Origin of the sequence: Sphaerisporangium sp. TRM90804, from assembly GCF_029846175.1 — a bacterium.
Classification (GTDB): Bacteria; Actinomycetota; Actinomycetes; order Streptosporangiales; family Streptosporangiaceae; genus Sphaerisporangium.
The window spans coordinates 21,524-41,206 of record NZ_JARWAC010000003.1 but is presented as its reverse complement, the minus strand read 5'-3'; the positions used below and the strand labels follow the sequence as shown (position 1 = coordinate 41,206).

The following is a 19,683-nucleotide window of genomic DNA, read 5'->3' as shown; positions in this document are numbered from 1 at the left end:
AAACGGTCACTCTCTCATGTGCGTCGAGGTCTCTCGCGCTGGGACGACTTCTATCCTTAGGGCATGCCTTACCTCGAAGAACGAGTGCACACCGTCGAGGCCGACCTCACCGACATCAAGGACACCCTGCGCTCTCATAGCGTCGTGCTGGCCGAGCACTCCACGGTGCTGGCCGAGCACTCCACGGTGCTGGCCGAGCACTCCACGGTGCTGGCCGAGCACTCCCGCCTCCTGGAGACTCAGAGCATCGTGCTGGCCGGCCACTCCAGAGCCCTGACCAGCCTGGAGCGGAACGCCGCCTTGATGCGTGACGACATCGGCGAGCTGAAGGCCGGGCAGGTAGAGATTCGTGATCTTCTCTCCCGAGTCGTGTCCCGACTGGAGAGCGTCGCCTCCTGACCCGCGTCGCCACGAGGAGCCCCGGAGGTATTCGCCTCCGGGGCTCTTCTACGCGCGGCATGGTGTTCTAGGCACTAACCGCCGCGTCCATCCTCCCGGCTGGACGGCTCGTCCGAGATCAGGTGATCGAGGAGGCGGACGGCGTCCTCGCGGACGCCTGGGTGCGGGTCGTGATCGGCGAAGCGCCGGATCCACGGCAGGACGGCGGGATCCTCGTGGCGGCGAAGGGCCGTCGTCACCAAGGCGGCGCGTCTCACGCGCCATGAGCTGCCCGGCTGGTCGTCCAGCCACGACGACACGGCGGTATCCGGCGGCGTTCCGGCGCGGGTGATGCGCCGGATGGCGGCCTCGCGGACGAACCAGTGCTCGGCCGGGGTGGTCCGCTCGTGCAGCCACGCCACGACCGTCTCGTCCGGCGGTCGTCCGACGCCGGCGAGGTCGACGGCGCTCGCCGCCACGGCCGGGCTCGGGTCGAGCATGACGCTGTCGCGCAGCCAGGCGAAGGTGTCCGGGGACTCCCCGCGTATGCCGGCGATCCCTTCGACGGCCGCTCGGCGGACCTTCCAGTGGACGTCGGCGGCGGCCAGCTCGCGCAGGAGACTCAGCGTGGGCTCCAGGGTGCTCCACTGGTTGACCAGCGACTCGACGGCCGCGCACCGCACCCGGGCGTCGTCGTCGCGCGCGGCCCGATCGAGGACGAGCGGATAGGTCGCGTCGTGGTCGACCCACCGCTGGGCGACCTCCCGCAGAGCCGCCTGCCGCGCCCTCCCGTGCCGGTCGGCGGACGCCCGCTCGCGCAGCAGGGGCAGCGTGTCCGGCTCGTCGGCCCACAGCCCCGCCAGCGTTCGCAGCGCGGACGCGCGCACCCGCCAGTCCGGCTCCTCCCGCGCGCTCGTCCTCACCAGCGTGTGCACCTCGCCGTTCTCGGCCCAGGTGTCGGCCAGCGCCTGCACGGCCGCCTGCCGGACGTCCCACCGGTGACTCGTACGCGCCTGCCGCGTGAGCAGGGGCAGGACGTCGGCCGGGTCGGGCCACCCGCCGGCCAGCGCGGCCAGGGCGGCGGCACGGACGTCCTCGTCGCGGGAGTCGGTGGCGAAGGTCCGCACCCAGTCGCACATGCCCGTGTCGTCCCGCCACCCGGCCGCCGCGGCCTGGATCGCGGCGCCGCGGACCTCGGCGTCTCCGTCGGTGGCGCTGAGCCCGCGCAACCAGGCCAGGGTGGTCTCCTCATCCGAGGCCAGCCGCGCGTACACCTGAAGGGCCGTGCGGCGGACCTGCCGATGACGGTCATGCTCGGCCCGATCGCGGATCCACGAGACGACGCCCGGCTCGTCCGCCCCGATCATCCCGAGAACCTCCACGGCCGCCTGACGCACTTCCCACTCTTCATCGAGAAGCCCGCGTTCCCGGAGGAACGTCAAGGCCCACGGCGCCTCCGGCCAGACGCGTGCGACAAGCTCCAGGGCTGTCTTGCGCACCACGCCATCGACGTCCCGCACCGCGCGAACGCGCACCCAGGACACGACGTCGTCGTGGTCGACCCCCCCGAGGGCGACGGCGGTGAGGGCCGCGGCCCGGACATCCTCATCGTCATCGGCCACGGCCCGCGCCCTGAGCAGGATCAGCGTGTCGGCGTCCGGCCAGTAGCGCCCCAGAAGGCTCACCCCGGCTTGCCGCACCTTCCAGCTCTGATCCTCGAGAGCGACGCCGACCACCAGGGACCGCTTGCCGGAGCGAGGGCTGGGACGGTGAACCATCGCCGTCAGGGCCGCTATGCGGATGGCGTCGTCTCCGTCGCCGAGGGCCCGGCCGCGCAGCCAGGCTGACGAGGCGTGGTCGTCGGCCCCGACCTCGGCGATCTCGTTGACCGCGGTGCGGCGGACCTCCGCGTGGGGGTCTTCGACAGCGCGTTCACACAGGAGAGCCAAGGTGTCCGGCTCGCGTTGGCTGAACACGGCGAGACGCTGGACGACGGTGCGGCGGACCTCCCAGTGCGGGTCCTCGGTCAGGCGCTCTCGCAGGAACGAGGAGGTCTCCGGGTCGAGCCGTGACACGCCGAGACGCTGGACGGCGCTCCTGCGGACCTGCCAGTGGGGGTCGCCCACCGAGCATCCGCGCAGTAAAGACGTGAGTTCCGGGACGTCGTTGACGAACGGCAGGCGTTGAATCGCCGCGCGGCGGACCTCCCAGTGCGGGTCCCCGGCCGCGTGCCCGTGCATGTAGGTGATGAGGTCCGAGAAACGGGCTCCGTACAACGGGGCATCCAGGATGGCGGTCCGGCGCACTTTCCAGTGCGGGTCCCCGGCCAGATAGGTGGAATCTCCCATCGTCTGCGATTGGTAGAGCACTCGTATGGCGGAACGGCGCACCTCCCAGTCCCTGTCCGTGACCGCCATGTACCGGAGCGCGGAGATGGCGTCGTCGCCGGACAGCGTCGCGGCGCCGGCTTCCAGCGCCGCGGCCCGTGTCTCAGGATCGCGGTCTGAGGCGACCAGCTCTCGTAACCATCGCGAGATCTCAGGACTATCTTGGTAGGTCGAGCCCAACAGGCTGAGTGTCTCGCTGCTGATCGCCTCGACGCCGTCCAGTGCTTCTCCCTTCAACCAGTCCACGACCCCGGGATGGTCGCGCCAACCGGCGGCGACGGACTTGACGGCCGCCAGGCGCACCCGGCTGTCGCCGTCACGGCGCGCGCGCCGTCGAAGCCAGGACAGGGTGCCGGCGTGGTCCCGCCAGCCTTCGGCGACGGCTTGAAGGGCGGTGGTCCGCACGTCCTCGTCGGGGTCGGCGACGGCGCGTCGCCGGAGCCAGGGCAGCAGGCCGGTGTCGTCGTACCAGCCTCCGGCGACGAGCTCAACCACGACTTGGCGTACGCGCCAGTGGGGGTCGGCGACGGCGCGCAGCCTGAGCCAGGGCAGGGTGGCCGGTTCCTCGCGCCACCATTTGGCCGTCGCACGAAGCGCGGCCGCGCGTCCTAGCTGGTGGGGATCGGCGACGGCGCGATCACGGAGCAACGGCAGGGTGCCTGGTTCGTCACGCCAGTCCTTGGCGATGGCTTGCAGCGCGGAGGTTCTCACATCCTCGTCGGCGTCGGTGGTGGCGATCTGGCTGAGCCAGGCGAGTGTGTCCGGGGCATCGCGCCAGCCTGCGGCGATGGCGGTGACCGCCGCGCGGCGGGTCCAGTAGTGAGGCTCGACGGCGGTGCGTTCCTTCAGCCATGGCAAGGTGCCCGGGGCGTCGCGCCAGCCGTCCCCGACCGCCTGGACGGCTGCCGCACGTGTCTGGTGGTGGGTGTCGGTGACGGCGCGATCGAGAAGGAGCGGCAGGGTGCCGGGCTCCTTCGGCCACCCGTTCGCGACGGCCTCCAGTGCGGCTGTTCGTACGACCTCGTCGGTGTCGGTGGTGGCGATCTGGCTGAGCCAGGCGAGTGTGTCTGGTTCGCCCCGCCAGCCGGCGGCCACGGCGGTGACCGCTGTGTGCCGGGCCCAGTGGTAGGGATCGAGGATGGCGCGTTCCTTCAGCCATGGAAGGGTGGCCGGGGCGTCGCGCCAGCCGCCCGCGACCGCCTGGATCGCCACTGTGCGTGTGTGATGGTGCGGATCGATTACTGCGCGATCGCGCAGTAATCGGAGGGTGTCGGGTTCGTCGCGCCAGTTTCCGGCTATGGCTTGTAGTGCTGTTGTCCGGACGTTTTCGTGTGGGTCGGTGGTGGCGCTTTCTTTGAGAAGCGGCAGTGTGCCGGGGTGGTCGCGCCAGCCTTCCGCGAGGCTCTGAAGGGCCGCCTGGCGCGTCTGCGAGTCCGGATTGGCCGCGGCGTTGTGGCGGACCATTGAGAGGGTGTCGGGTTCGTCGCGCCAGTTTCCGGCTATGGCTTGTAGTGCTGTTGTCCGGACGTTTTCGTGTGGGTCGGTGGTGGCGCTTTCTTTGAGAAGCGGCAGTGTGCCGGGGTCGTCGCGCCAGCCTTCCGCGAGGCTCTGAAGGGCTGTCTGGCGTACCTGCCAATGGGGGTCGCCGGCGGCACTCCCTCGAAGGAGGGGCAGTAACCCGGGATAGCGGTGGCGATGCCCGGTGATTGTCCAGATCATGGCCTGGCGCGCCTGCCAGTGGGGATCGGCGACAACCCGCTCTTCGAGCAGCGGCAGGGTGCCGGGGGCGTCCGCCCAGTGCTCCACCATCACCCGGAGCGCGGCGGCCCGCACCCGCCATGCCGGATCGGTCGTGGCGCGTTCCATGAGGACGCGCAGTGTCTCCGGATCGTCCCGCCACTCGGTCAGAGCGTGGATCGCCCCCTTGCGCAGATGCTCGTCGTGCGCCGTGATCGCCTCGCGGCGGAGGAGCTCTCTCAGGCGCTGGTCGGAAGGCGAGAGGGCGACCGCGATCTTACGGGTGATCGCGGGGACCTCCGAGGAGGTGATCCGCCGTCCCCGGGTGAGGAACCACGAAAGATAGTGATCACGCCCTGGCCAGTGCGGGCGCACGGATCTCAGCAGAGGTATGACCATGTCCTGGAGAAATCCGTCGAGGTCGGCGAGGTAGGTGTCCTCGGCGCGCTCCAGCCAGGTGATTATCGCTTCGAGGATGTCGATTCCCTGAGCTTCCATCGCTCCCAGGTTTCGGATCTCGGCGATGCAGCCCGCCGCCAGGATCAGGTTCTGCGGTGCCTCGTCGTCGCCGGTGTTCGGCCACAGGGGGTTGGCCTCTCTTGCCAGGTAGTCGACTATGCGGGCGGTGAAGCGTTCGTCGATCATGCCGGCTACCAGGAGGAGGACCTCTCGCCAGGCGGGGTCGGGCCAGTGGCGGCCGAAGACCTCCGAGGTGAGCTGGGCGGGGTCCCATTCGCGTTTGTTCTGGAAGCGGCGGACTATCTCGTCGGCGCAGAAGAACTCCAGGAAGGCGCGGTGGACGAAGCCGTAGACGCCGCCGCCGTAGAGGCTGAGGATGAAGTTGCGCTCGCGGAACTGGTCGAGCATGGTGTGGGCGATGCGCTTGGCGGTCAGGTGATCGGTCTGGTAGCGGGTCACCAGGTAGCCGATGAACTCCTCCAGCAGGTCCTCGCGGCGGATGTGGTTGCCGGCCAGGCCGGCTCGGCCGCTCTGCATGCGCCAGGCGACCCGCCGCAGGAGCTCCTTCTTGTCCTCGCTGTCCATGTAGCCGGCGGGGATGCTCGCGTCCTCCAGATGGCGGTTGACGTCCCAGTGCTCCACCAGGACGTCGGCCGCGTGGGTGTAGACGGCGCGGCGTTCGCGGGGCAGCTCCCTGCGGCGGCCGATGATGGCCAGGATGGTGAGCAGGAGGGGGTTCCCGGCCAGTTCGCGGATGGACGGTGACTCGTCGGTGGCACGCATCAGGCGGTCGCGGCGGTGGTGGACCTCCTCGCGGCGGTCGTGCATCGCCAGGTCGTACCAGCGGGTGATGAACTCCTCGATCTGCGTCTTGTCCAGGTCCTGCAGGGTGTGGTGCTGAAACCCGGCGTTGTGCAGCTCGGTGCGGCGGTAGCCGATGATGCGGCTGGTGACCAGGATCCGGGTCTTCGGGTAGCGCGCCGCGAAGCCGGCGATCTGCCGGGTGACGATCTCGCGTTCCTTGGGGTCGAACAGCTCGTCCAGGCCGTCGAAGACGACCAGCGCCCTGCCGTCCTCGTGGAGATACCGGTCCAGCGCCTCGGCGGGGAAGCCCGCCCGCTCGGTGCGGTGGAGGTGCTCCAGGTAGGCGAGGAACGTCTCGCACCGGCTGCGCGCGTCGGCGTACTGGCGCAGCTCGATGAGGAGGGGGAGCCAGCCCTTCAGCTCGGTCCAGGCGCCGGGCGTCGTCTCGTGGCCGGCCATCTCCAGCAGGATGTACCTGGCCAGCGTGGACTTGCCGGCTCCGGGGTCGCCGAGCAGCACCACGAGCCTGTTGCCCGGCTCGCGGAGGACCTCCAGCACCGGGCGGATCGGCTTCTTGCTGTAGGTTGTGCGCGCCTGGGCGATCCTGTCGGGGTCCAGGCCCTCGGGGAGGTCCTTCTCCGCGATCTCCTCGGCGCTCAGCAGGCGCCGCCACAGCTCCTTGGACAGCTCGATGGGCGGAGGGTCGGCCCGGACGTTCTGGGCGACGAACACCGAACGGAGCAGGATGGGCATCTGGTCGTCGTGCTCGGCCGGGGTCAGCACCTCCAGGTCGAGCCGCCGGTAACGCTGCTCCAGCTTCTCCAGGTACGAGCGCCGGGCGGCCGGGAACGAGTCGTCCTCCGGCGCCCCGGGCGAGTCCCGTCCCGCACTCGCGTCCTGGCAGTCGACGACGGCGTGGAGGACCCGGCCGCCGAGGTCGTCCGCCGAGGAGAACATGCCGAGGACGAGGTCCGCGTCCAGCAGGCGACGGCGGAGCGCGTCGACGGCCGTGCGGTCCCTGTCGACCAGGCGCGGCGGCAGCGGCGCCTCCTCGTCAAGCAGGAACACGAGGCGGGGGATGCCCAGCGCGGCGGCCGTGTCGAATTCCATCTCGGTATAGGAGACGTCCGCGCCGGGCACCGGGGTGCCGTAACGGAATCCGATGACGCCGACGTAGAAATCACAGCCGGCGACCCGGTCGCGGCAGTAGTCGGCCGCAGGCATCCCGCGCGCCGGGAAATATGACATGTCCACCGGTACCAGGCCCGCGCGAACCACGGCGTCCACAGCCGACTGAACAAACGACTTGCCCGCGGGGTATTCAGCCATGTCCGACGTGTGGCTGATGAATACACTCGGCACATCAGCCAGGCTACCCCTGCGTACCTAAGCAGATCCGAATGTTCCTGACATGGGGGGCGGAGTCGGTTTATCGCGCGTTCGCTCGCGTGTGACCATTCGTCATCCGTATCCGGTCGGCCACGCCCGCGCGATATGGCCTTGGGGCGCGATTTCCGGTTCGCGGCGGGTCACGCCGGGAGGGCCATGCGGGCGGCGCCCACCAGGCCGGCGTCCCGGCCCAGGGCGGCGGGGGCGATGCGCAGACGCCGGATGAAGGCCATGTGGGCGCGGGCGGCCACGGCGTCGCGGAGCGGGGTGAACAGGACGTCCCCGGCGCCGGCCACGCCGCCGCCGATGACGACCTGGTCGAGGTCGCACAGGGCGGCCACCGCGACGATGCCGCTCGCCAGGGCCGCGGCGGCGCGGTGGAAGGCGGCCACGGCGGTGGTGTCGCCGGTGCGGGCCGCCTCGGCGAGGTCGCGGGCGTCGGCGCCCGTCCAGCCGTGGGCGTGGGCCCAGCGCACCATGGACGGGCCGCTCGCGATGGTCTCGACACAGCCGGTGGCGCCGCACGGGCACCGGGCGCCGCCGGGATCGACCACCACGTGGCCGATGTGGCCGGCGTTGCCGGTCGGGCCGGTGAACGGGGCGCCGCCGAGCACGAGGCCGCCGCCGATGCCGGTGGAGACCACGATGCCCAGCATGGAGTCGCTGCCCCGGCCGGCGCCGCGCCAGTGCTCGCCGGCGGCCGCCGCGACGGCGTCCCCGATCAGCCGGACGGGCACGCCGGGGACGACCTCCGACACCCGTGCCAGCACGGGGAAATCGCGCCAGGCGGGGATGTTGACCGGGCTGACCGTGCCCGCCCGGGGGTCGAGCGGGCCGGCCGACGCCACGCTCACCGCGACCGGCGGGGCGTCGCCGGTCATCTCGCGCAGCAGACGGGTCAGGGCGTCGCTCACCACCTCGGAGCCGCCGGGCGGCGCGGCGGGGGTGGGCACCTCCTTGCGGCGCAGTACGGATCCGTCCTCGGCGATCAGCGCCGCCGCCAGCTTCGTGCCGCCGATGTCGGCGGCCAGCACGTGGGATGTCATGGGCTCCTCGTCGCTACGGAGGTGGGTGGTCCGGTGGGTCATCGGCGGGTTCAGGAGGTGAGGGCGCCGAGGCGGGGGGCGTAGGTGGCGTGGAAGACCAGGGAGGCGGCGCCGATGGCGGCGGCGTCGGAGGCCAGGGGAGAGATCTCGACCTGCACGCGGTGCAGGCGGCGCGCCAGCGGGCGGGTGGCGACGGCCTCGGCGATCACGTCGTGGTAGATGCCCGCGACGTCGCGCGTGGCGGGGCCGCCGAGGACCAGCAGGTCGATGTCGAGCATGTTGACGATGCTCACGGCGGCGTCGGCGAGCCGGGCCGCCACCTCGTCGATGACCTCGCGGGCCAGCGGGTCGCCGGCCGCGGCGGCGGCGCAGATGGCCGTGTGGTCGGCGGGGCCGCCGGAGAGCGTGCTGCCGGCGCCCTCCGACAGGCGCGCGCGCACCGTGGCCTCGATGGCGCTCGGGCAGCAGACGGCCTCGACGCAGCCGCGGTTGCCGCAGTAGCAGGCGGGCCCGTCGGGCACGACCGTGATGTGGCCGAACTCGCCGGCGTTCAGCGAACGGCCCCGGTAGATCTGGTTCTCCAGGAACAGCCCGCCGCCGATGCCGGTGCCGAGGTACAGATAGGCGAAGCTCGGCGTGGAGCGGGCCAGGCCGGCCCAGCGCTCGCCGATCGCCGCCGCCGAGGCGTCGTTGTCGAACGTCACCGGGAAGCCGGTGTGCTCCTCCAGCAGGCGTTTGATGGGCACGTGATCCCACCCGGACAGGCGCGGCGGGTAGTTCATCACGCCGTCGGCGTCGAGAGGCCCGGGGCAGGCCAGGCCGATGCCGAGCACCTTGGCGTCCGGGACGCCCGCCTGACGCAGCATCCGCCGCGCCGTCTCGGCCATCAGGCGGATGACCTCCTCCGGGACGAGCCCGGGACGCACGTCGGCGTGCAGCTCGGCCACGGGCTCGCCGGCGAGGTCGGCGAGCACGTACGAGATGGCGCCGGGGTCGAAGTGGATGCCGACGGCGTACCCGGCCGAGGGGTCGACCCGCAGGATCGTGCGCGGCTTGCCGCCCTGCGAGGGCAGCGAGCCGTCCTCGATGACCAGCCCCTCCTCCAGGAGCTTGCGCACGATGACCGAGACCGTCTGGGCGGTCAGGCCGGCGCGCTCGGCGATCTGGACGCGGCTGATGCCGTCGGAGACCTGGATCGCCTCAAGGACCACGGCGCGGTTGTAGGTGCCCACTTTCGGCAGATTGGTGCCCATCTGCATGTACGACTCCCGGCGTCCTTGAGGTCCCCCGGCAATATCGCACAGACCGTTGACTTAGTAAATCAGAGTGACTTAGGTTCTCGTTCACCCGAAGAAACACGGCCGAAACACGGTCGGCGGACCACTCCGGCGTGGGGGTCGGGGCCCCCGCCGGGCACCAGTGGTCGGCGCCAAGGCCGGAGGAGGAGTCCGATGAGACGAGCGATGGTGGCCTCGGCACTGGCGGTCGCGGTGGCCGCGACCGCCGGTGCCTGCGGTGGTGACACGGCCGGAGAGGGCCAGGGCGCGGCCAACGAGATCGAGGTGCTGTACAAGGTCGAGCCCACCTGGCCCCACATGGAGAAGGTGCTCAAGCAGGCCAAGAGCCAGTACGAGGCCGCGAACAAGGGCGTCACCATCAAGCTGACGCCGGTCCAGGGCAACAACGAGGTCTACTACACCAAGCTGGCCCTGCTGAACCGCTCCGCCGACTCGGCTCCCGACGTGTACCTGCACGACACCTTCCAGGTGAACGCCGACGTCGCCGCGGGCAAGCTCGCCCCGCTCGACGAGTACCTGGGCTCCTGGCCCGACTGGCAGTCGCAGTACGCCGACTCGGTCAAGCAGGCCGCCAAGGGCCCCGACGGCAAGATCTACGGCGTGCCCATCAGCACCGACACCCGCGGCCTTTGGTACCAGAAGGACGTCTTCGCCAAGGCGGGCCTGCCGGTGCCCTGGGAGCCCAAGACCTGGGCCGACGTGCTGGCCGCGGCCCGCGCCATCAAGCAGAAGGTGCCCGACGCCGTCCCGTTCAGCATGTACTCCACCAAGCCGCACGGCGAGGCCGCCACCATGCAGGGCTTCGAGATGCTGCTCTACGGCACCCCCGGCGGCACGCTTTACGACGACGCCCAGAAGAAGTGGGTCGCCTCCGGCAAGGGCATCAACGACTCGCTGGCCTTCATCAACACGATCTACCGCGAGGAGCTCGGCCCCAAGCAGGCCGACGCGTTCAACCCCAAGCTGGCCGACAAGATGAACCTCGACTGGTTCCCGGCGGGCAAGCTCGGCATCAGCCTCGACGGCGCCTGGTCGGCCGCCTCGTGGAAGGAGACCAGCACCAAGCCGTGGCCCGAGTGGACCGAGAAGATGGGCTGGACGGCCATGCCCACGCAGAACGGCGAGGAGCCGGGCGCGGTCAGCATGTCGGGCGGCTGGGTCATGGCGATGAGCTCCTACGCCAAGAACAAGAAGGCGGCGTTCGACTTCATCAGCGTGGTCACCAACAAGGACAACACGCTCACCTACTCGGTCGGGTCCGGTGACCTCACCCCGCGCAAGGACGTGGCCGCCGATCCGAAGTACACCGCCGGCAACCCCAGCGTGAAGTTCTGGACCGACCTGGCGTCGGTGACGCACTACCGCCCGGCGTACGAGGTGTACCCGAAGGTCTCCGCGCAGGTGCAGGAGGCCATGGAGGCCATGACCACCGGCTCGCAGACCCCCGAGCAGGCGGCCAAGGAGTACGCCGACGCACTGCCCGGCGTCGTCGGCGGCCCCGACAAGGTCATCTCGGCCCCATGACCGTCACGACGGCGACGCCGTCCCGGCTGGCCGGCTCCCCCCGCGGGGGGGAGCCGCGCCGCCGGCGCGGCCGGACCCTGCGCTGGCTGGTGCCGCTCGCGCCCGCGCTGGTCCTGCTGGTCATCTTCATGGCCGGGCCGATCCTGTGGAGCGTCTACATCTCGTTCACCAACGAGACGCTGACCGGCGCGGCCTCGGTGAACTCCCGGTTCATCGGCGTGGACAACTTCGTCAAGATGTTCGGCGACGAGGACTTCCGCAACTCCTTCGTCCTGACCTTCGTGTTCGTCATCGGGTCGGCCGTGATCGGGCAGAACACCCTGGGCCTGATGATCGCCCTGCTGCAGCGCGGGCGCGGGCGGGTGACCCGCAGCGTCGTGAACGGCGTCGTGGTCGCCGCCTGGGTGGTCCCCGAGGTCGTCGCCGCCGCTTGCTGGTTCGCGTTCCTGTCGGAGGAGGGCACGCTCAACAAGCTGCTCGGCGGCTTCGGCGTCTCGCAGGAGTGGCTGTTCACCGCGCCGATGATCGCCGTCATCCTGGCCAACGTGTGGCGCGGCACCGCGTTCTCCATGCTCGTCTACTCGGCGGCGCTGTCCGACGTGCCCGGCGACCTGCTGGAGGCCGCGTCGGTGGACGGCGCCACCACCTGGCGGCGGTTCCTGCACGTCACCCTGCCGCTGATCCGGCGCTCGATCCTGTCCAACCTCATGCTCATCACGCTGCAGACCCTCGCGGCCTTCGGCCTGATCTACGCCCTCACCGGCGGCGGCCCCGGAACGGCCAGCCAGACCACGCCGCTGTACATGTACGAGCAGGCGTTCCGGTACTTCGAGATCGGCTACGGCAGCGCGATGGCGCTGGTGCTGCTGGTCATCGGCGGGCTCTTCTCGCTGGTCTACCTCCGCATGATCAAGGTGGACGCCTGATGGCCCGCGCGTCCGCCCGTCTCCGCCCGAGGCCGCAAGGGGAGGTCCGATGACCCGCGTAGCCGCCCGCGGCGCCGCGCTGCTCGCGCTCGCGCTGATCACCCTGGCCTTCCTCGGCCCGTTCCTGTGGGTGGTCCTCGCCTCGCTGCAGCCCGGCGCCAACCTCACCGCCCAGCCGACCTTCGAGTTCTCGCTGGTGAACTTCCGCGCGGTGATGAACTGGGAGACCATCTACCTGCCGGTGCTCAACTCGATCGCCATCTCCGGCGGCACCGCGCTGGTCACCGTGCTGGTCGCCGGGCTCGCGGCCTACCCGCTGTCGCGCTACAAGCTGCGGTACAAGCGCCACTTCATGCTCACGCTGCTGTTCACCACCGGGCTGCCGGTCACCGCGATCATGGTGCCGGTCTACTCGATGTTCTTCCGGTTCAACCTCTACGGGTCGGTCCCGGCCATGGTGCTGTTCCTGGCGGCCAGCTCGCTGCCGTTCGCCATCTGGATGATGAAGAACTTCATGGACGGCGTGCCGGTCAGCCTGGAGGAGGCCGCCTGGGTCGACGGGGCCGGCTGGGTGCAGTCGCTCGCCAGGGTCGTGCTCCCGTTGATGGCCCCCGGCGTCGCGGTCGTCGCCATCTTCGTCTTCGTCGCGCAGTGGGGGAACTTCTTCGTCCCGTTCGTCCTGCTGGACACGCCGGAGAAGCAGCCGGCCGCCGTCACCATCTACACCTTCTTCTCCCAGTACGGGCAGGTCGCCTACGGCGAGCTGGCCGCCTTCTCGATCATCTACACAGCGCCGGCGGTGCTGCTCTACGTCGCCGTGAACAAGTACCTCGCCGGATCTTTCAGCTTCGCCGGATCAGTGAAGGGTTGACCCTTGCGTATCACCAGCGTGGAATCCACCGAGCTCTTCGTCGAGGCCGGGCAGGTCGTCCGGGTGCATCTCGACGGGCCTCCCGGCGAGGTCGAGGTCCGGGTCACCGGCCCCGGGGTCTCCGGCGCCGGCCGGACGGCCCGGCGGCCCGTGGAGGTCGGCGTGTCGGCGGACGCCGCGCCCGGGACGCGCATCCCCGTCGAGGTGACGGCCGGTGACGCCGCGGCCACCGGGGAGCTCGTCGTGGCCGAGCCCGGCTGGACGGTGTGGATGGTGCCGCACTTCCACTACGACCCGGTGTGGTGGAACACCCAGGCCGCCTACACCACCACCTGGAACGAGGCCGGGGAGGTCGCGCAGCGGTTCCGCAACGACCGGCAGAACGCCGGGTTCGCCCTGATGCGCGAGCACCTGGACACCGCACGCCGCGACCCCGACTACAAGTTCGTGCTCGCCGAGGTCGACTACCTCAAGCCGTACTGGGACGCCCACCCCGAAGACCGCGAGCACCTGCGGCGCCTGATGGCCGAGAACCGCGTGGAGCTGATGGGCGGCACCTACAACGAGCCCAACACCAACCTCACCTCCGCCGAGTCGACGATCCGCAACATCGTCTACGGGGTCGGCTTCCAGCGCGACATCGTCGGCGGCGACCCGGCGACCGCCTGGCAGCTCGACGTGTTCGGCCACGACCCGCAGTTCCCCGGACTGATCGCCGAGGCCGGCCTGACCTCCAGCTCCTGGGCGCGCGGCCCGTACCACCAGTGGGGCCCGATGCTCACCGGCCGCGACCTGGAACGCGACGGCTGGGGCGACCCGACCGGCATGCAGTTCCCCGCCGAGTTCGAGTGGCTGGCGCCGTCCGGCAACGGCGTGCTCACCCACTACATGCCCGCGCACTACAGCGCCGGCTGGTGGATGGACGCCGCGGCCGACCTCGCCACCGCCGAGGAGGCCGTGTACGAGCTGTTCGTGCGGCTGAAGAAGGTCGCGGCGACGCGCAACCTGCTGCTGCCCGTCGGCACCGACTACTCCCCGCCGAACAAGTGGGTCACCGAGATCCACCGCGACTGGAACGCGCGCTACGTGTCGCCGCGCTTCGTCTGCGGGCTGCCCCGGGAGTTCTTCGACGCCGTCCGCGCCACGCTCACCGCGCCCTCGCCGCAGACCCGCGACATGAACCCGGTGTACACCGGCAAGGACGTCTCCTACATCGACACCAAGCAGGCCCAGCGGTCCGCGGAGTCGCTGGTCGCCGACGCCGAGAAGTTCGCCACGATCGCCGCCGTCACCACCGGCGCCCGCTACCCGCACGCCGCGCTCGACAAGGCCTGGCGGCAGCTCGTGTACGGCGCGCACCACGACGCCATCACCGGCTCCGAGTCCGACCAGGTGTACCTCGACCTGCTCACCGGCTGGCGCGAGGCCCACGACCTCGGCGAGGGCGTGCTCCGGGCCTCGCTCGGCGAGCTGACCGCCCGCGTGGACACCCGCGGCGACGGCCTCGCCGTGGTGGTGTGGAACCCCTCGTCGTGGGAGCGCACCGACCTCGTCCGCGTCCGGCTCGCGCTGCCCGGGCGCGGCGCGTACGGCGTCCGCGTGAGCGACCCCGACGCGGGCGAGCTGCCCGTGCTGCTGGAGAACGCCGAGTACGACGAGGACGGCGGCCTCGCGGCGGTCGACGTCGTCGTGCCGGCCGGGCCGGTGCCGCCGCTGGGCCGCCGCACCCTGCGCGCCGAGCCGCTCACCGAGGCGGCGCCGGACGCCGCGCCGGTCGGCTGGACCACCCGCGACGGGCTGAGCCTCACCAACGGCACCCACCTGATCGAGGTCGACCCCGCCCGGGGCGGGTGCGTGTCGCGGTTCTACGACGTCGCCGCCGACCGCGAGCTGCTGCAGCCCGGCCGCGTCGGCAACGAGCTGCTCGTGTACGACGAGTACCCGGCGCACCCGGAGTTCCACGAGGGCCCGTGGCACCTGGTGCCCAAGGGCACCGTCACCGGCTCCGCCGGGGCGCCCGCGGCCTCGGTGGCGGTCGAGACCTGCGCGCTCGGCGAGCGGGTCACGGTCACCGGCCGGGTGGGCGAGGTCGGCTACACCCAGCGCATCACGCTGTGGCACGGAGTCGAGCGGGTCGACTGCGACACCCGCCTCGACTTCCGGGGCGCCGACCAGCTCGTCCGGCTGCGCTGGCCCGCCCGCGTCCCCGGCGCGCTGCCGGTGAGCGAGGTCGGCGACGCCGTGGTCGGCCGGGGCTTCGGGCTCATCGACGTCGACTCCGGCCTGCACCCCTGGACGCTGGACAACCCCGCGGGCAACTGGTTCGCGCTGTCGTCGACCGCCCGCGTCGCGCTGCGCGACGAGGACGGCACCCCGATCGGCGCCCGCGCCATCGGCATCGCCGAGATCATCGGCGGTGAGCCGCGCGACCTGGCGGTGGCGCTGGTCCGCAAGGGCGTGACCGCCACGTGCTCCACCGCCCCCGGCCCCCGGTACGGCGACCTCAGCGTCGACTCCAACCTGCCCGACGTGCGCATCGCGCTCGGCACGCCCGAGCAGAACCCGTTCGTCGCCCGCGTGCTGGAGGAGTCCGACCCCGGCTACGGCGAGCTGCTGCGCCGCCGCCTCGCGGCGGACGGGCGCGCGCGGGTGTGGGTGCCCGCGTCCGAGCCGCTGGAGAAGGTCTGGGTGCCCAGCGCCGACCTCACCGGGCCGCGCGCGCTGCCCGTGCTGATCGTCGCGGGCGAGGGGGCGGCCGAGGAGCTCGTCGCCGACCTGGACGACGCCGTGATCGACGTCGCGCAGCCGTCGGAGCTGGCCACGCTCACCGAGCCCGCGCTCGACGACTACACCGTGGGCGTGATCAACCGCGGCGTCCCCGGCTTCGCGGTCGACTCCGGCGGCGCCCTGCACCTGTCGCTGCTGCGCTCGTGCACCGGGTGGCCGTCCGGCGTGTGGATCGACCCGCCGCGGCGCACCACGCCCGACGGCGCCAACTTCCAGCTCCAGCACTGGACCCACTCGTTCGAGTACTCCCTGGTCACGGGGGCGGGCGACTGGCGTCAGGCGGGCCTGGTGCCGCACGGGCACGACGTCAACCATCCGCTGGCCGCCGTGTCCGCGCCCGCGCACGAGGGGCCGCTGGCGCCCTCCGGCTCCTTCCTGTCGGTCGAACCGGCCGGGCAGGTCGTGCTGGCCGCGCTCAAGCCGGCGGGCAACCCGCTGGCCTCCGGCCGCGAGCCCGGCGACGTCGACGGCGTCACGCTGCGGCTGTACGAGGCGACCGGCCACGAGGTCGACGCCCGGGTGGAGACCACGCTGCCGCTGGGCGAGGCGCACCGGGCCGACCTGCTCGAACGCCCGCTTTCTTCGGTGGACGCCGCCGCGCTGAAGCTGACCGGCATGCAGGTCGCCACGGTCACGGCGGCCCTCGCGCCGTCGGCCGCGCCCGAGCCGTCCGGCACGGCGCTCGGCCCCGAGGGGGAGCCCTACCAGCCGGTCTACACCCGCTACTGGCTGAACGACACCGGGCCCGCCCCGGCGGGCAACATGCCGGTGGCGGTCCACCTCTCCGAGACCGACCTGCCGGTCGCGGGCCCCGCCGAGCTGTCGCTGTCGGTGGCCTCCGGGCTCACCGAGGGCGAGGCGGCCGGCGTCGTCACGCTGCTCGCGCCCGAGGGCTGGGCCTGCGAGCCGGCCGAGCGGCCGTACGCGCTGGCGCCGGGCGGCCACGCCTCGGTCCCGGTCCGGCTGGTCCCCCCGCAGGACGCCGAGCCCGGCGTGTACTGGCTGCGTGCGCGCACCTCCCACGGCGGCCAGGTCTACGAGGACGTCACGCGGCTGCACGTCGGGGGCCGCCACGAGGTGGGCCTGGAGGTCGAGGTCGCGACGCCCCGGGTGAGCCTGACGCCCGGCGGCGTGGAGACGGCGTCGGGCGCCGTGGAGGTGGTGCTGCGCTCGCCGGCGCGCACGGAGGTGTCGGTGCAGGCGCAGCTCATCAGCCCCTGGCACACCTTCGAGCTGATCCCCGAGTGGAACACCGGCGTCGCCGTCCCCGCGGGAGGGGAGGCCCGGCTCCGCTTCGACGTCCAGGCCCCCGCCGGCGCCCGGCCCGGCCGCTGGTGGGCGGTGGTCAAGCTGGCGAGCGCCGGCTGGCTGCACTACACCGAGGCCGTCGAGATCGAGGTCCTGCCGTGATCTCCGCCGTCCATCCAGAGGCGGCGATCGCGGCCGAGGTGGGGGAGCGGGCCGTCACGGTCGCGCAGGTCGACGCCCGCGAGGCGGCGCTGCGCGCGGGGCCGCTCGCCGCCCGGCTCCCGCACCCCCACAGCGCCGAGGGACGCAACCTGCGCCGCTGGCTGGTGCAGGTGCTGGTCACCGAGGCGCTCATCGAGCAGGAGGCCGCCGCCCGGGGGCTGGCCGCGCCGGACGACGGCGACGCCCCCACCTCGCTCACCCTGACGGCGGCGCTGCGCACCGGGGGCGTCGTGGCGGCGGTGACGGCCTCGATGCCGCTGGCGCGGGTGCTGCGCCGCGCGGTCACGGCCGGCGTCGGCGTCGGCGAGCGGGAGGTGCGCGCGTACTACGACCGCAACCTCGACCGGTACACGCGGCCGGAGTCGCGGCACGTCAGCCGCGTCGAAGGCGCGTCCCTCGGGCGCGTGCGGCGCGGGGAGCTGCCCGGCCCCCTGGAGGCGGCGGTCTTCGCGGCAGGCGAGGGAGAGGTGGCCGGGCCCGTCGACGGGCCCGGCGGGCCCTGGACGGTGCGGGTGGAGGGCGTCGACCCGGGCGGGCGGGTGCCGTTCGAGACGGTCAGGGAGGAGATCGCCGCCGAGCTCACCGCGCTGGCGGTCGAGCGGGCCTTCGCCCGATGGCTGGAACGCAGGGCCGCCGAGCGCGTCCGCCTGCGCCACGGCTTCGAGCACCCGGCCGACCCGCAGCACTCCGACGCGACCCACCGCCACTGACGCCACCGCCCGGGGCGCCTCCGCCGGTTCCGGAGGAAGGGCGGGTGAGTCGTACAGTTTGACCATGGACGCAACGCGGTTCGCCAGGTACGGCATGGTTTGCACGATCGACCACCTCGCCTCCACGGCGGGGGTCGCCATGCTCGACCGGGGCGGGTCGGCGGCCGACGCCGCGGTGGCCGCGAACGCGGTGCTGGCGGTCACCTCGCCGCAGGCGTGCGGTCTCGGCGGCGACCTGTTCGCCCTCGTGCACACGGGCGGCGGCGCGCCCGCGGCGCTGAACGCCTCCGGGCGCGCGGGGTCGGGCGCCGACCCCGCGCGGCTGCGCGCCGAGGGGCAGCCGCGCATGCCGTTCCAGCGGGACATCAGGTCGGTCCCGGTGCCCGGGTGCGCCGACGGCTGGCTCGCCCTGCACGCGCGGTACGGGCGCCTGCCGTTCGCCGACCTGCTCGCGCCCGCCGTCCGGTACGCCCGGGAGGGGTTCCCCGCCTCCCCGCTGCTCGCCCCGGCCGCCGGGGTGCTGCCGGGCGTGGACGGAGCGGTGCAGCCGGGCGCCCTGATCCGGCGGCCCGGCGTCGCCCGCGCGCTGGAGGCGCTGGCGTCGGACGGCCGCGACGGCTTCTACCTGGGCGCGTTCGGCGAAGGCCTGCTCGCGCTGGGCCGGGACGCCGCCAAGGGCGGCAGCGCCGAGGGCGAGTACACCGAGGCCGACCTGGCGACCCCCGGCGCCGACTGGGTGGCGCCGATCGGCGTCCACGCCTTCGGCCACGACGTGTGGACGATGCCGCCCAACTCCCAGGGCTACCTCCTGCTGCTGTCGCTGGCGATCGCCGAGGGGCTCGGCCTGCCCGAGGACCCCGACGACCCGCTGTGGGCGCACCTGCTCGTCGAGGCGGCGCGCGCCGCCGGCCACGACCGGCTGGACGTGCTGCACGAGAACGCCCGGGTTGACGACGTGCTGGCCTCCGCGGCGGAGCGGCGGGCCGCGGTCGACCCGTCCCGCCGGGCCCGCCTGCGCGACCTGGTCGCGCCGGGCGACACCACCTACCTGTGCGCGGTGGACGGCGAGGGCATGGGCGTGTCGCTCATCCAGTCGAACGCGGCGGGCTTCGGCAGCATGCTGTTCGAGCCGGCCACCGGGATCAACCTGCACAACCGGGGCCTCGGCTTCTCGCTGGAGCCCGGTCACCCGGCCGAGTACGGCCCCGGGCGCCGCCCGCCGCACACGCTCGTCCCCGTCCTGGTCACCCGGCCCGACGGGTCGCTGCGCACCGTCCTCGGGACGATGGGGGGCGACTCCCAGCCGCAGATCACGCTGCAGATGGTCACCCGCCTGCTGGTCGCCGGGCAGTCGCCCGGCCAGACGATCACCGCGCCGCGCTGGCGCGTCGGCCCCGGCCACACCGGCTTCGACGCCTGGGTCGAGCCCGACGAGGCGTCCGTGGAGGTCGAGCACGGCGGCCCCTGGGCCGAAGGGCTGCGCGAGCGCGGCCACCGGGCGCCGGAGCTTCCCTTCGGCGGATCCTTCGGGCACGCCCACCTGATCGAGGTGCGCCCCGACGGCGTCCTGGCCGGGGCGGCCGACCCCCGGGCGCTCATCTCCAGCGCCGCCGGCCGCTGATCCGCCGACCCCTGATCCGCCGGCCCCGGCGGGGCCGCCGTGGCGGCCGGGGCAGGCGGAGAATTCGTCCGTCCGCCGGGAACATCCCCCGGGCATCACTGGTTACATAACTCGTGACCGGTGTGTCCGGTGTCCCCGGGCCTCACCTATCGCCTTCGCGGACTACCGTTCGGCTGGAGCCGCGTTGAGCATTTCGCCGAGAGGCGACCCGCACACCGGTTCGCACGCGTAGGACCCCGCCAGGCTCGTCCCGGCGGGGTCTTCGCATTTCCCGGG

General features: G+C 72.4%; 10 protein-coding genes. 7 read left to right on the top strand and 3 right to left on the bottom strand.

The features are described 5' to 3' along the window. Nucleotides 1–63 precede the first annotated feature (63 nt). On the top strand, nt 64–399 hold the full coding sequence (locus tag PYR91_RS03365) for a hypothetical protein (protein WP_279777421.1): 336 nt from the start codon (nt 64–66) through the stop codon (nt 397–399). 74 nt (nt 400–473) lie between these two features. Here PYR91_RS03365 and PYR91_RS03360 read toward each other — a convergent pair whose 3' ends face one another. The 3 genes from PYR91_RS03360 to PYR91_RS03350 all read right to left on the bottom strand — a co-directional run bounded on the left by PYR91_RS03360 (nt 474) and on the right by PYR91_RS03350 (nt 9,459). Continuing rightward, entirely contained in the window at nt 474–7,127 is a 6,654-nt protein-coding gene (locus PYR91_RS03360; protein ID WP_279777420.1) for a HEAT repeat domain-containing protein, read from the bottom strand. Between the two features lie 167 nt (nt 7,128–7,294). Continuing rightward, nucleotides 7,295–8,200 (bottom strand): ROK family protein, encoded by a 906-nt coding sequence (locus PYR91_RS03355; protein ID WP_279777419.1) that lies wholly within the window; start codon nt 8,198–8,200, stop codon nt 7,295–7,297. 50 nt (nt 8,201–8,250) lie between these two features. Beyond that, on the bottom strand, nt 8,251–9,459 hold the full coding sequence (locus PYR91_RS03350) for an ROK family transcriptional regulator (RefSeq protein ID WP_279777418.1): 1,209 nt from the start codon (nt 9,457–9,459) through the stop codon (nt 8,251–8,253). A gap of 192 nt (nt 9,460–9,651) precedes the next feature. On the opposite strand from PYR91_RS03350, the gene PYR91_RS03345 reads away from it, so the two are divergent. From PYR91_RS03345 to PYR91_RS03320, 6 genes are all read left to right on the top strand, one after another. Next, a complete protein-coding gene (locus PYR91_RS03345; protein ID WP_279777417.1) occupies nt 9,652–11,022 on the top strand; it encodes an extracellular solute-binding protein in 1,371 nt (456 codons plus the stop codon). Continuing rightward, nucleotides 11,019–11,948, top strand: a complete 930-nt coding sequence (locus tag PYR91_RS03340; protein ID WP_279777416.1) for a sugar ABC transporter permease — start codon at nt 11,019–11,021, stop codon at nt 11,946–11,948. Before PYR91_RS03345 ends, PYR91_RS03340 begins: the two co-directional genes overlap by 4 nt. Before the next feature lie 49 nt (nt 11,949–11,997). After that, nucleotides 11,998–12,819 carry a carbohydrate ABC transporter permease gene (locus PYR91_RS03335; protein WP_279777415.1) on the top strand — a complete coding sequence of 274 codons (822 nt, stop codon included), beginning with the start codon at nt 11,998–12,000 and terminating at the stop codon, nt 12,817–12,819. 3 nt (nt 12,820–12,822) lie between these two features. Continuing rightward, nucleotides 12,823–17,016 (top strand): glycoside hydrolase family 38 C-terminal domain-containing protein, encoded by a 4,194-nt coding sequence (locus PYR91_RS03330; protein ID WP_279777414.1) that lies wholly within the window; start codon nt 12,823–12,825, stop codon nt 17,014–17,016. After that, entirely contained in the window at nt 17,013–17,786 is a 774-nt protein-coding gene (locus tag PYR91_RS03325; protein WP_279777413.1) for a peptidylprolyl isomerase, read from the top strand. Before PYR91_RS03330 ends, PYR91_RS03325 begins: the two co-directional genes overlap by 4 nt. 64 nt (nt 17,787–17,850) lie before the next feature. Then, complete coding sequence (locus PYR91_RS03320; RefSeq protein WP_279777412.1) at nt 17,851–19,407, top strand: gamma-glutamyltransferase; 1,557 nt, start codon at nt 17,851–17,853, stop codon at nt 19,405–19,407. Nucleotides 19,408–19,683 lie beyond the last annotated feature (276 nt).

Coding starts and splice junctions, on each gene's coding strand:
- PYR91_RS03365 (WP_279777421.1), top strand. CDS start 64: ATGCCTTACCTCGAAGAACGAGTGCACACCGTCGAGGCCGACCTCACC.
- PYR91_RS03355 (WP_279777419.1), bottom strand. CDS start 8,200: ATGACATCCCACGTGCTGGCCGCCGACATCGGCGGCACGAAGCTGGCG.
- PYR91_RS03350 (WP_279777418.1), bottom strand. CDS start 9,459: ATGCAGATGGGCACCAATCTGCCGAAAGTGGGCACCTACAACCGCGCC.
- PYR91_RS03345 (WP_279777417.1), top strand. CDS start 9,652: ATGAGACGAGCGATGGTGGCCTCGGCACTGGCGGTCGCGGTGGCCGCG.
- PYR91_RS03340 (WP_279777416.1), top strand. CDS start 11,019: ATGACCGTCACGACGGCGACGCCGTCCCGGCTGGCCGGCTCCCCCCGC.
- PYR91_RS03335 (WP_279777415.1), top strand. CDS start 11,998: ATGACCCGCGTAGCCGCCCGCGGCGCCGCGCTGCTCGCGCTCGCGCTG.
- PYR91_RS03320 (WP_279777412.1), top strand. CDS start 17,851: ATGGACGCAACGCGGTTCGCCAGGTACGGCATGGTTTGCACGATCGAC.